Source organism: Veillonella sp. CHU110, from assembly GCF_003992255.1.
In the GTDB taxonomy this organism is placed as follows: Bacteria; Bacillota; Negativicutes; order Veillonellales; family Veillonellaceae; genus F0422.
The window spans coordinates 1-13,266 of record NZ_RQVA01000024.1; the positions used below are offsets into that span (position 1 = coordinate 1).

General features: G+C 40.1%; 15 protein-coding genes. All 15 read left to right on the plus strand.

The window, feature by feature from the left end; all coding sequences use genetic code 11:
* Positions 1–192 precede the first annotated feature (192 nt).
* The 15 genes from EO122_RS07850 to EO122_RS07920 all read left to right on the plus strand — a co-directional run bounded on the left by EO122_RS07850 (position 193) and on the right by EO122_RS07920 (position 13,121).
* Complete coding sequence (locus EO122_RS07850) at positions 193–1,212, plus strand: glycosyltransferase family 9 protein (RefSeq protein ID WP_127010105.1); 1,020 nt, start codon at positions 193–195, stop codon at positions 1,210–1,212.
* Positions 1,212–2,255: a glycosyltransferase family 9 protein gene (locus tag EO122_RS07855; RefSeq protein WP_127010117.1), complete on the plus strand. Its 1,044-nt coding sequence runs from the start codon at positions 1,212–1,214 to the stop codon at positions 2,253–2,255. The genes EO122_RS07850 and EO122_RS07855 overlap by 1 nt, the downstream gene beginning before the upstream one ends.
* 59 nt (positions 2,256–2,314) lie before the next feature.
* Positions 2,315–3,172 (plus strand): 3'-5' exonuclease, encoded by an 858-nt coding sequence (locus EO122_RS07860; RefSeq protein ID WP_164726002.1) that lies wholly within the window; start codon positions 2,315–2,317, stop codon positions 3,170–3,172.
* A 90-nt stretch (positions 3,173–3,262) separates the two neighbouring features.
* Complete coding sequence (locus EO122_RS07865) at positions 3,263–4,648, plus strand: aminopeptidase (RefSeq protein WP_127010107.1); 1,386 nt, start codon at positions 3,263–3,265, stop codon at positions 4,646–4,648.
* 4 nt (positions 4,649–4,652) lie between these two features.
* Positions 4,653–5,021: a hypothetical protein gene (locus EO122_RS07870; protein ID WP_127010108.1), complete on the plus strand. Its 369-nt coding sequence runs from the start codon at positions 4,653–4,655 to the stop codon at positions 5,019–5,021.
* 79 nt (positions 5,022–5,100) lie between these two features.
* Entirely contained in the window at positions 5,101–5,469 is a 369-nt protein-coding gene (locus tag EO122_RS07875) for an arsenate reductase family protein (protein ID WP_127010109.1), read from the plus strand.
* A 106-nt stretch (positions 5,470–5,575) separates the two neighbouring features.
* On the plus strand, positions 5,576–6,034 hold the full coding sequence (rimP, locus tag EO122_RS07880) for a ribosome maturation factor RimP (protein ID WP_127010110.1): 459 nt from the start codon (positions 5,576–5,578) through the stop codon (positions 6,032–6,034).
* Positions 6,035–6,047: 13 nt separating this feature from the next.
* Positions 6,048–7,157: a transcription termination factor NusA gene (gene nusA, locus EO122_RS07885; protein ID WP_126938200.1), complete on the plus strand. Its 1,110-nt coding sequence runs from the start codon at positions 6,048–6,050 to the stop codon at positions 7,155–7,157.
* A 1-nt stretch (position 7,158) separates the two neighbouring features.
* Positions 7,159–7,425 carry an RNase P modulator RnpM gene (gene rnpM / locus EO122_RS07890; protein WP_127010111.1) on the plus strand — a complete coding sequence of 89 codons (267 nt, stop codon included), beginning with the start codon at positions 7,159–7,161 and terminating at the stop codon, positions 7,423–7,425.
* A complete protein-coding gene (locus tag EO122_RS07895; RefSeq protein ID WP_127010112.1) occupies positions 7,418–7,729 on the plus strand; it encodes a ribosomal L7Ae/L30e/S12e/Gadd45 family protein in 312 nt (103 codons plus the stop codon). Before rnpM ends, EO122_RS07895 begins: the two co-directional genes overlap by 8 nt.
* A 13-nt stretch (positions 7,730–7,742) precedes the next feature.
* The gene (gene infB, locus EO122_RS07900; protein ID WP_127010113.1) at positions 7,743–10,370 is read left to right on the plus strand and encodes a translation initiation factor IF-2; all 2,628 of its coding nucleotides are present in this window, start codon (positions 7,743–7,745) and stop codon (positions 10,368–10,370) included.
* 9 nt (positions 10,371–10,379) lie between these two features.
* Complete coding sequence (gene rbfA, locus EO122_RS07905; protein WP_126938196.1) at positions 10,380–10,730, plus strand: 30S ribosome-binding factor RbfA; 351 nt, start codon at positions 10,380–10,382, stop codon at positions 10,728–10,730.
* Positions 10,730–11,671, plus strand: a complete 942-nt coding sequence (locus EO122_RS07910; RefSeq protein ID WP_127010114.1) for a bifunctional oligoribonuclease/PAP phosphatase NrnA — start codon at positions 10,730–10,732, stop codon at positions 11,669–11,671. The genes rbfA and EO122_RS07910 overlap by 1 nt, the downstream gene beginning before the upstream one ends.
* A complete protein-coding gene (truB, locus tag EO122_RS07915) occupies positions 11,671–12,570 on the plus strand; it encodes a tRNA pseudouridine(55) synthase TruB (RefSeq protein ID WP_127010115.1) in 900 nt (299 codons plus the stop codon). The genes EO122_RS07910 and truB overlap by 1 nt, the downstream gene beginning before the upstream one ends.
* Before the next feature lie 44 nt (positions 12,571–12,614).
* On the plus strand, positions 12,615–13,121 hold the full coding sequence (locus tag EO122_RS07920) for a hypothetical protein (protein WP_127010116.1): 507 nt from the start codon (positions 12,615–12,617) through the stop codon (positions 13,119–13,121).
* Positions 13,122–13,266 lie beyond the last annotated feature (145 nt).

Here is a 13,266-nt window from a genome sequence, read left to right on the forward strand (position 1 = left end):
GCCTACTTTTTTGCATAAAAAAATATACCTTGGGGGGATGGCTTTTGCTGTCCCCCCAAGATATATTATAGAGCCAAATTAAAACAAATTTTATTACAGCCCTTTTTGATTTCTGTAGGTATAGTGTGAAAATAAAGGATATATGGTATACTAGAGAAGAATATACATCAAGAGATAAGAAAGGGATACTATATGAAAGAAGATATACGAATTTTATTCATCAGAATGAGTTCGTTAGGTGATATCATTCATACACTACCAACTTTATATGCCATCCGAAAGCAATACCCAAACGCACATATTGCATGGGCAGTTCATGAGCGCTTTAAGGATATTATCCCTGGTGAACCATGGGTAAATGAAGTCATTCTGATTGATAAAACGCGATTAAAAAGAATCCCTTATCTGATAGAATTGTGGGGAATATTACATAAGAAAAAATTTGATATTTCATTAGACTTACAATCTTGGGCAAAAAGTGCAGCAGTAGCACTTGTGAGCGGTGCTAAGAAAAAATATTCTTACTGGGAACAACGAGAAGGCAGTTGGCTAGTCAATACGCCATTGGTGGGACAGCATAAACGAGATCATCTCGTAGAAGGCTATTTAGACACGGCACGAGCTTTAGGCTGTGATGTAGACGAAGTGATATTTCCATTACCTACATCTGAGGAGGCAAAAGAGCAAGTCATTGATAAGTTACAGAGTCTTGGAATCTCTATAGATCGACCATATATTGCCATAGCGCCAGGTGCCAGATGGATTGCCAAAGAATGGCCTATACCTAAATTCATAGAGTTGTGTAAGGAGCTAACAGCATTAGGAGAAAAAATAGTGCTGGTAGGTGCAGCAGATGACACATCTAAAGGAGAAGCAATCGTGGCCGGTGTGGATAGTAGTGGCGTAGTTAGTTTAATTGGACAGACGAATGTACTTGAGCTAATAGAGGTTATTCGTCATAGTGCACTTTATATTAGTGCTGATACAGGACCATTACACATCGCTAGTGCCTTGAAAAAGTCTTTGATCGCATTGTTTGGAACCACATGTGCAGAGCGAACCGGACCATATGGAAATGAATATGCTCGCATTATTAAATCTCCTACCTATCAAGCTACGTTGGATAATCCATTAGTAGAGGATATGGAGTGTATGGATCAAATTTCTGTAGAGACTGTGTTACAACATGTGAAGGAAATGAGGAATTTATGATAGAGTTAAATGGGAAACGCATAGTTGTGACCTATTTGATGCATTTAGGTGATGTGGTGATTACCACGCCGTTTATCCATGCTTTGCGTAAGATAGCACCTGAAAGTCATATTACATATGTGATTGATAAGAAATTAGCTGATATATATCGTCATAATCCCTATATTGATCAATTAGTCGAAGTGGATAAAAAAGGTGTTCATAACAGTATTAGTGGCCTCAATGCGATTGCGAAGCAAATTCGTAGTGAAGGGCCTATCGATGTAGTGATTAATTTACATCCTAATGAAAGAACGTCCTATTTGGCATGGAAATTAGGGGGGAAAGTGACTACGGGAATGAGTCACTTTTTATTCCGTCTATTTATGACTAAGGTAACACCATTGAATCGTAAAACAGTGCATGCTGCAGAGATGTATATGAATGTATTGGAGCAATTAGGGTATCCTGTAGCACATCAAGGCTTGGAGCTATTTACGTCTCCAGAATGGGACGAGAAGGCAACGCAGTTCTATGCAACACAAGGGGTAGTAGAATCTGATGTATTGATAGGGTTTAATGTAGGAAGTGCAGTGCCACAGAAACGATGGAATATAGAACGCTTTGCTCATGTGGCAGATACATTGGCAAGAGATGGATATCGTATTGTATTTTTTGGTGGATCTATGGATGAAGAGATGGTACAGGAAGTCATTGATGAAATGCAAGAACCTGCTATTAAGGCTACAGGTGCTTTCAGTATTGGTGAATTGGCGGCTGCCATGAGACGCTGTATTTGCCTAGTTACCAATGATTCTGGACCCATGCACGTAGCGGTAAGTCAAAAAGTGCCTGTCATTGCTTTATTTGGACCGTCAAATCCCTCCTTATATGGACCATTTACGGAGGATGCGATTGTATTGGAAACAATGGACACCTATGATGTAAGTAAAAATATGAATCAAGTATTACGATCAGGAAAGTATATCGGATTATCCATGATTCAAGAGCAAGAAGTTCTGGACGCAGTACGAACGATGTTAGCCAGAAAGGGTATGAAATAAGCATGCACTATATTGTATTTGATTTAGAGTGGAATCAGCCATATAGCATAGAACCGAATATGATACGACGATCAGGCTTTCCATTTACAGGAGAAATCATACAAATAGGAGCTGTTAAATTAGATGAAAGTTTAGATATTGTAGATCAATTTGAGGTATTCATTACACCTAAATTTTTGCCGGTTATGCATCATTCCGTAGAGCAGTTAACTCATATTACGATGGAGAAACTTCGGCGAGAAGGCGTGTCTTTTAAACGAGGCTGCGAACAGTTTTTGCAATTTATAGGGGATAATGGCATCTTATTATCCTGGGGGCCCGATGATATTGAAGTACTGATGGATAATGCCTTATGTCATAAGGTGAATGTGCCTAGAGAAGTGCCGTGGTACGATTTGCAAGCTATTTATGCTAGAACAGTACATCACACGTCACAACAATATGCCTTGCAAAAAGCAATGGATGATCTAGGGGTAAAGGCCCCTAACTTAATGGCTCATAATGGGTTGCATGATGCAGTATGTGCGGCGATGATTGCTCAGCGATTTCCTTTCATGAGAGGATTACAAGTTTTGCAGGACGCTCAAAAAGGTCGAACTCGTTATTTCTATGGACTTTCACGGCATGAGCAAAAAATATTTGAATCCATCGTAACTCAGCCTAGAATATTTAGGCAAAGCAATCGGGCTAAAACACGATGCCCGCAGTGTAAAGAACCGCTGCGATTAGAACCTATAGTGGGTGTTGTAAAGCATAGGTTTTTATCTATGGGATCCTGTAAAGAGCATGGTACTTTTGGGGTACATTGGTATGTAGGGAAATCAGTGAGCAAACATGTAGGCTTACGATATTTTATTTCAAAGGTTGTTACTAATGCACCAAAGGGCTTGCAGGAATTATATGCTCGAAAAAAATAATATGTACATGAAAAAGTGTGGACTGTAATGCTACACATGTAATTTTAGATAATACATATATAGTGTTAGATATCTAGAAAGGAATGAAGTATGGAACGAAGAAATGCTTGGCATGAATACACAGAAGAACAATTACGTGAAGTAGAAGCGTTATCTACAGCGTATCGTCATTTTTTAGATCATGGTAAAACAGAACGTGAATGTGTACAGCAAATTGTGGCAGCTGCGGAGGCAAAAGGTTATCGCAATATGCAAGATGTAGTGAAATCAGGAGATGCATTGCAAGCTGGCGACAAGGTGTATTATGTGCACATGAAGAAGGCAGTTGCTATGGTTCATATTGGTACAGAACCTATTGAAGAGGGTATGAATATTTTAGGGGCTCATATTGACTCTCCACGATTGGATGTTAAACAAAATCCATTATATGTAGATAGTGATTTAGCGCTATTAGATACACATTACTATGGAGGTATCAAAAAATACCAATGGGTAACAATGCCTTTAGCTATCCACGGTGTAGTGGTGAAACGCGATGGTTCTGTGGTGGAACTAGCCATTGGTGAAAGTCCGACAGATCCAGTATTCTGCGTTACCGATTTATTACCGCATTTGGGACAAGAACAAATGGAGAAAAAGGCAGCCAAAGTAGTAGAAGGGGAACAATTAGACCTTCTTATTGGCAGTCGTCCTGTAAAAGGAGAACTTAAAGAAGGTGTGCAAGCCTATGTGTTACAGGTTTTAAAAGAACAATATGGCTTTGAAGAAGAAGACTTCTTATCTGCAGAATTAGAAATTGTGCCAGCTGGTGCCGCTCGAGAATTAGGCTTTGATCGTTCCATGATTATTGGCTATGGGCAAGATGACCGCGTATGTGCGTATACATCATTAGTAGCTATGTTGGAAACAGAATCCGTATCTAGAACGACATGTACATTGTTGGTTGATAAAGAGGAAATTGGTTCCGTTGGTGCAACGGGGATGCAATCTCGATTCTTTGAAAACTTTATGGCAGAACTGCTAGAAGCTATGGGACATACGTCTCCATTAGCAGTGCGCCGCACATTGTCCAATAGCCGCATGCTATCTTCCGATGTAAGTGCTGGCTTTGACCCTCTGTATGCAAGTGCTTTCGAAAAGAAAAATGCTGCTTTCTTAGGTCGTGGCGTGGTGTTTAATAAATTTACTGGATCCAGAGGTAAAAGTGGATCCAATGATTCCAATGCAGAATATATGGCATTGATTCGCAAGTTGATGGATGCTGATAATATTTCTTACCAAACAGCAGAGTTAGGCCGTGTTGACCTCGGTGGTGGCGGTACTATCGCTTATATTATGGCATTGTATGGTATGGATGTCATTGACTGTGGCGTAGCCGTACTTAGTATGCACTCACCTTGGGAAGTGACAAGCAAGGCAGATATTTATGAAGCAAAACGCTGTTACCTATCTTTCTTAGCTGCGAAAGGAGCATAGTTCTATGACAACTCATCAGGATACAGAGCGAGTGAAAGTAGATATTTTTAGCATGACTAGAGATGAAGCGAAACAGTTCCTACAAGATAAGGAACATTTTATGCTTGTGATTCGTAAAATGATGTATGAATATTGTCCTATTGTGAAGGTAGAACGCTTTGAACCTACAGAAGGGGAACGCATCAGTGGATATTTTACAGAAGAAACTGCGCAAGATAGAGCCTTTGTATTGTCAGTTGTATTAGATCCATTTGAAGTATCTGCCATGAAAGTAGCCGAAGAACGTGGTAGATTAAAAGAGTATATCTTTGCTGCTAGCGAGATGACAGAAGTTTTATTCAATATGTTGAAACAAGAATTTATAAAATCATAATATTGTGATGATATATGCAATAAGGTGTAGTATTGATATAGGATAGAAGATATTGATAGTACATTAGAAAGGAAAGTATATGCTATACATAGAGTATCCAAAATGCACGACTTGCAAGCGTGCAAAAAAATATTTAGATGACCATGGTATTTCTTATACACATCGAGATATTAAAGAAGAAAACCCTACGGCGGAAGAACTGGGTGTGTGGTACCCTAAGAGTAAGAAAGCTGATATTAAGGCATTCTTTAATACATCTGGACAAATCTATCGTGGAGAAGGTATCAAGGATAAATTGCCTACCATGACAGAAGATGAAAAGTTAACACTTCTTGCAACGAATGGTATGCTAGTGAAACGACCAATTCTTGTATTGGAAGATACAGTACTGGTAGGATTTAAAGAAGCAGAGTGGGAAGAAGCATTAAAACGTAATGGTTTACTGTAGCTATTTTCACACACTTGTGGTATACTAGAAGTAACTTTTATAGAATCTATTAAAAGAGTGAGCTCAGGCTCACTCTTTCTCTTATACTGTAGCAAGGAGGGATAAGATGAAACGAGACGCCGTGGAGGAGTTTGTGTCCGGTGTAGTAGAAACAATTATTGAATCTACGGAGCTAGAGCTTGTGGATGTGGAATATGTACATGAGCGGGAATGGTACTTGCGCGTATTCCTAGACAAAGAAGGCGGTATCGACTTAGATGACTGCCAGATGGTAAGTGAAAAGTTAAGTGAAGTATTGGATGCGAAAGACCCAATTAAGGAAAACTACTTATTGGAAGTATCATCTCCAGGATTGGATAGAGTTTTGAAAAAAGAAAAAGACTTTATTCGCTATCATGGTAGAGAGGTAGATATTCAACTATTTAAACCTATTGATGGTAAAAAGCAATATACAGGATCCTTACAGGGATACTCTGATGACACAATAACGATTCGAGTTCAAGAGGATACCATCGATCTTGATCGTGCAGCCATTGCACAGATTCGACTACATTTGGATTTTTAAGGGGAGGAAAGCAGTGAGTCAAGAATTAGTACAGGCGGTATTAGCAGTTACTAAACAGAAAGGTGTAGCACCAGAAATTATTTTTGATTCTCTTGAGGTAGCTTTATTACAAGCGTATCGCAAAGAACCAGGTTCTAATCAAGAGGCATATATTTACTTTAACCGTGAAACAGGAGATTACAAAGTTCTTGTTAAGAAAACAGTTGTGGAAACTCCTGAAAATGAAGAGTTAGAGATTTCTTTGGCTGATGCCCGTATGTTAGATAAACGTATGGAAACTGGCGATATTATTGAAGTAGATGTAACACCAAAAAACTTCGGTCGTAGTGCGGCTCATACGGCAAAACAATTGTTGATTCAACGATTGAAAGAAGCAGAGCGCAATATCGTATACGATGAATATTCCAGCCGTGAAGGCGATATTTTGACTGGATTGGTAGAGCGTATTGAAGGTCGGAATGTATTCATCAATTTAGGTAAAACAGAAGCTATTTTGCCCGTATCTGAACAAATTCCATCAGAAACATACCAAGTAGGGGATCGTATCAAATGCTATATTGTAGAAGTAAAGAAAACTACAAAAGGTCCTCAAATTATGATTTCTCGTACACATCCAGGCCTATTAAAACGCTTGTTTGAACTGGAAGTGCCAGAAATTGCTGAAGGTACTGTAGAATTGAAATCTGTAGCTCGTGAGCCAGGCATGCGCTCTAAAATCGCCGTTGTTTCCCGTGAAGAAGAAGTCGATGCAGTAGGTGCTTGTGTAGGTCCTAAAGGCCAACGTGTACAAAATATTGTGGATGAGTTACATGGTGAAAAAATCGATATCGTAAAGTGGGATGAAGATCCAGCTGTATATATTGCAAATGCATTAAGCCCAGCAAAAGTAGTGAGCGTGGTGGCTCGTGACGAGGAAAAAACATCGTCCGTAGTAGTGCCAGATTATCAACTTTCATTAGCGATTGGTAAAGCAGGACAAAACGCACGTTTGGCAGCTAAGTTGACAAACTGGAAAATTGATATTAAAAGTGAAACACAAGCAGCAGAAGCTGGAGAATATGTAGAATCTGCAGCATATGATGAAGATATTGTATCTCTAGATGCGTTTGGAGATGACGAATAAGATGAAACAGAAGTCTCAGCCTATGCGAATTTGTGTGGGATGTGGAGAGCTTCATCCCAAGAAAGAGTTGACTCGTGTTGTATTGAGTCCGACGGGAGAAATATCCATTGACCCGACAGGGAAAGCACCTGGTCGGGGCGCCTACATGGAAGCGAAGGTAGAATGCTTAGATATGGCTTATAAGGCAAAGCGATTAGAGCGTTCATTAAAACATAAAGTTTCAGAAGAAATTTATGAATCTTTAAAGGAACAAATATCCCATGAATAAAGAAAAAGTGTTGAACATATTAGGCTTAGCACAACGAGCAGGTCGCTTGTTATCCGGCGATTTTATAGTGGAACGGTCTGTGAAGCGACAGGCTTACCCATTGTTGATTATGGCGGAAGATTGTGCCCCTAATAATGCGAAGAAATATATACACTTAGCCGAAACGCACAAGGTTCCTTTGCGCTTGGTAGGTACAAAGGAAGAACTTGGCAGAGCATTGGGAAAAGAAATGCGAGCAGTTATATTAGTAAATGATGCTGGATTTGCTAAATCCTTGCTAGCTGAAATAGATAAGAATCAGTAGAGGGGGAATGTAGATGTCCAAAAAAAGAGTATATGAAGTAGCAAAAGAATTAGGCGTAGAAAATAAAGTAGTCATTGACGCGTTAAAAAAACATAACATTGATGTGAAAAGCCATATGAGTACAGTGGAGGATTCACAATTGTCTATGATTAAACAATCTTTAGGAAATGGTGGAAAACCGGCACAAGGTGGAGCACCAAAAGAAACACAAAGAGCACCACAAAAGAAAGTGCATGAATATCATCGCAATGACCAAGGTGATCAAAAACGTGGTCCTAAACAAGATAGAAACCATCGCAATGATAGAAATGACCGTAATGATCGTAATGATCGTGGCGAAAAACGCGATCGTCCTTTCAATCGAGATGGTAAAAACAATGGTCAACGAGATAACCGCAATGATAGACAAGGAGATTCTCGCTTTAATCAACGCAACGGTCAAAACCGTGATGGCCGTCGTCCAGAAGGTCGCAATGACCAACGTCCAGATAACCGCAATGGGGGCAATCGTCCTAATAATGGTGGGCGATTTGACCGCAATAACGACCGCAATAACGACCGTAATAATGATCGTCGCAATGATGGACAACGTCGTGAACGCCGTTTAGAGATTCCACAAGTGGATCCAGCACTGAGTGTGAAAACAGAAGGCCGTGATCGTCAAGCGAGCCGTGAAGTGGATCGTCAAAAAGAAAGTCGCCGTTTTGAATCGGAACATCGTAATGAAAACCGCAATGAACGTCGTAACAAGAAAGATAAAAAAGGGAAAAAAGGTGAACGTAGTCAATCTCTAGTATCTTCTGCGTTGCAAAAAAATAAGAATAAAGTTAAACAACGTAATGAGCAACACATCAAACAAAAAGAGGAAGAACGTCGTAAGGCTGAGGCAGCGATTGCTACATCCATCGAATTGTCTGGTCCGTTGACTGTAAAAGAATTAGCTGAAAAAATGGGCCGTGAAGTATCTGAAATCATCAAAAAATTGATGATGTTAGGTGTTATGGCCACTATCAACCAAGAAATTGATGTGGAAACGGCTATGGTATTAGCGGAAGACTTCGGGGTAGAAGTAGTAGAAGTAGAACCTGAACAAGATCCTACAGAAATCGTGGAAATCGAAGATAGTCCAGAAAGCTTACAAGCTCGTCCACCAGTTGTTACGATCATGGGTCACGTTGACCATGGTAAAACGTCTTTATTGGATGTGATTCGTTCTACCAATGTAACAGCTTCTGAAGCAGGCGGTATTACGCAACATATCGGGGCCTACCAAGTTCGCTATGAAGGTAATAAAATTACATTCTTAGATACGCCAGGCCATGAAGCTTTCACAGCCATGCGTTTACGTGGTGCCCAATCTACAGATATTGCTGTTCTTGTCGTAGCTGCCGATGACGGTGTAATGCCACAAACCATCGAAGCCATTAACCATGCGAAATCTGCAGAAGTGCCAATTATCGTTGCTATCAACAAAATGGATAAACCAGGTGCTAACCCTGACCATGTAAAACAACAATTGTCCGAACATGGTTTGTTGCCAGAAGAGTGGGGCGGCGATACTATCATGGTTCCTGTTTCTGCGAAACAACGTCAAGGTATTGAAGACCTGTTGGAAACTATCTTGCTTGTTGCAGAAGTGCAAGAATTGAAAGCAAACCCTAACCGCAAGGCACAAGGTATCGTTATCGAAGCACAATTAGATAAAGGCCGTGGTCCAGTATGTACAGTATTGGTACAAAAAGGTTCTTTACGTGTAGGGGAAACAATCCTTGCTGGTGTAGCATATGGTAAAGTACGTGCCATGACGAATGAACGTGGGGAAAAAGTGAAAGTTGCTCGTCCATCTATGCCTGTGGAAATTTTAGGTTTATCCGATGTGCCACAAGCTGGTGAAGTGATGTTCGCTGTAGATGACAACGAAGCTCGTTCCATTGCAGAAAAACGTATTGAAAAACAACGCATTACTGAAATGAATGCGAAAACAAAAGTCACTCTTGATGATTTGTTCAACCAAATGCAACAAGGGGAATTGAAAGACTTAAATATTATTATCAAAGGTGACGTACAAGGTTCTGTAGAAGCATTACGTCAATCCTTAGAGGGCATTAAAAATCCAGAAGTACGCATCAATATTATCCACAGTGCAGTAGGTGCCATCAACGAATCTGACGTGATGTTAGCCTCTGCATCGGGTGCGATTATTATCGGCTTTAACGTGCGTCCAGATGCGAATGTACGTAAAGAAGCAGAAAAAGAAAGTGTTGATCTTCGTACATACCGTGTTATCTACGATGCAATCAATGAAATTGAAGCTGCTATGCGTGGTATGTTAACTCCTGAATTTAAAGAAGTTATTCTAGGCCGTGCAGAAGTTCGCCAAGTGATTTCTACACCGAAAGCTATCGTTGCTGGTTCCTACGTAACAGAAGGTAAAATCACTAATAACTCTGAAATTCGCTTAATCCGTGATGGTATCGTTATCCACGAAGGTCATATCGACTCCTTACGTCGTTTCAAAGATGAAGTGAAAGAAGTTGCTACAAGCTTTGAATGTGGTATTTCCTTGGAACGTTACCGCGATGTGAAAGAAGGCGACGTCATCGAAGCGTACAAAATGGAAGAAATTGCCCCAGCATTATAGGAGGTATCCATGAGCGAAGTTCGTGTACGAAAATTACAAGAATTTATTAAACAAGAAGCAAGTCAAATCTTATTGCGTGGGTTGAAAGACCCTCGCATCGGATTTGTTACTGTTACCGATGTGCGTGTGACAGGTGATTTGCGAGAAGCTACGATTTACGTAAGCTTATTCGGCAGTGAGGCGGAGAAAAAACAGTCTTTAGAGACTTTGCGTAGAAGCGCTGGCTACTTCCGTTCTGAACTAGGAAAGGTGCTTCAATTGCGCCACATTCCTAGCATTGCCTTTGATGCAGATACATCCTTAGATTACAGTATGCACATCGAAGGATTATTAAATTCTATTAAACAAGAGGAACAATAATGGCGAAAATTAGTATTGATCAACTAAAAGCATCGATTGATACGGCCCATTCCATTCTTCTTACGGTTCATGTTAGTCCTGATGGAGATGCTATTGGTTCCATGCTCGCAATGTATGAAGCTTTGGTAGCCCAAGGGAAAGTCGTTCGCATGGTAGTAGATGATGTAATTCCTGAAAAGTTTTCTTTTCTTCCTTTATGCTCCAAGATTGAGCCTACGAAAAGTTTAGAAAACGGCTATACATCGGATATGTTACTCATTTTGGACGCTAGCACATTTGAACGAATTGGAGAAGTAGGTGTACGAGTGAGTGCACCTACTTTTAATATAGACCACCATATTTCGAATACAGAATTTGCAGACGGTTTATATTTGCGCTCCGATTTTTCTTCTACGGGAGAAACGGTGGCGTACCTATGTAAGATGTGGAATTGGGAGATTACCCAATCGATGGGACAAGCCTTGTATATGGCGATGGCTACAGATACAGGGTTCTTTAAATTTTCCAATACAACCGCGCATACGATGGACATGGCTGGATTATGCTTAACAGCAGGAGCACAACCACATGTGATTTCCGAAGCCATAGAACAAGTAGAACAAGCCCGTATCGAAGTGCTGAAAGAAGTGTTAGAGCAAGTTCGTTTTCATCATGATGGACAAGTGGTATCCATGTCCTTGACATTGCCTATTATGGAGCGTGTCGGGGATGATACCGATGGATTTGTGGATATAATTCGAAACATCAAAGGTGTGGATGTGGCCATCGTATTGAAAGCAAAAACCGATACCTTGACTCGTGCAAGCATTCGCTCTAAAGTGCGTGATGCGAATCAAATTGCTAGTCACTTTGGCGGTGGCGGTCATATTCGTGCAGCAGGTTGCTCCATAGAAAGTCCTATCCATGAAGCATTAGAACAAATCTTAGCGGTGATTGACTAATGGATGGAGTTATTTCTTTAATCAAGCCACCAGGTATTACGAGTCATGATGCCATCGGTATTTGTCGACGCATTCTGAAAGAGCGTCGTATTGGTCACAGTGGGACCTTGGACCCATTAGCCTATGGAGTTCTACCTATCTTTGTAGGGAAAGCGGCGAGAGCCATTGAGTACACGGAATCTATCGGTAAGACTTATGTGGCAGAATGTAAATTTGGCGTGGAAACAGATACAGAAGATAGTACTGGCAATGTACTGCGTACTCTAGATATGATTGAGGCTCCTAGTTGGGATGTTTTAGAGCAGGTTGTGCAGTCTTTTCAAGGTTCGATTGAGCAACGGCCATCCAAGTATTCGGCTATCAAAATCAATGGGCAACGTGCCTATGATTTAGCCCGTGCAGGAGTAGAGTTTGAACTGCCATCTCGTTTAATTCATATCTATGATATTGAGTTATTGGCTTATGCATTTCCATTCTTTACCATTCGTGTGCGATGCTCTGCTGGCACCTATGTGCGTGCCTTGTTGAGAGACATCTGTCAACATTTGGGTCTATGTGGCATGATGACTCAATTATGTAGGACAGCTGTAGGCCAGTGCGATATCGAACAATCTGTGATGATCTCAGAACTAGAAACACTGGTGGAACGAGCTGTGCAACCTGTGGATGCGTTGTTAACCCACTTGCCAGCGGTGTATATTAATGACATTAACCGTATCCGACTAGTACAGGGAAAACAAGTGCCGATCCATACAGTGAAACCAAATGGAACTTTCTGTGTGTCGCCAGATGAAATCCCAGTAGATACATTGGTGAGAGCCTATGATGCGAATGGGTTTATGAGCATCTTGAGACGGTTGGAAACTACACTGAAAGTAGAAAAAAATATATATATTTAGAAGAGATATAAACATATGTCTGTATTGATACATATCAGGGGGATATGATGGTAATTAGAAAAGAAAAATTAGTAGCTATAAAAAGAATTTTTATGGTATTAGTAGCATTTTGTGCACTATTTACTTCCAATAGTTATGCAGCGGTGGATTATCCAGAGTTTTTGAATAATAATCCTAATCTTATTTTAACGGATGGTCATATGGATAGTGGTACTTATTATGATAAGTCATCTGTGGTGAATATGTCATATGATCCTCCGTATTATAAAATAGCGGTGAATACAGTATATGTTCCTAATGTTACGAGAGGAAATACCGCAATTAGTAATGTTACTACACAATATTTTACTTATGATTATGAAAATCGAACATTAGATGTGGCTGGTTACAACCATTCTACTGGTCAATGGTGGTATGAAACTAACATAAAACCTGGTCAGGGTATGGCTAGGACTAGAGGAACCTTGAGGCCTGCAGAATTAGCTTTCTTCCAAATTTATGGGTTAAAGTTCTTTGACTTAAAGTATTTAAACTATAAAGCGGTATTGTAATCAGTTCAATTTATAATAATTTATAAATTGATATACAAAACACCTAATATACAATCATTGTATATTAGGGCTCTATAATAAATGTTGGGGCTACTCATATAAGAGTAGTCGCCAACATTCTTTTTTTGCAATAAAATAGACATAT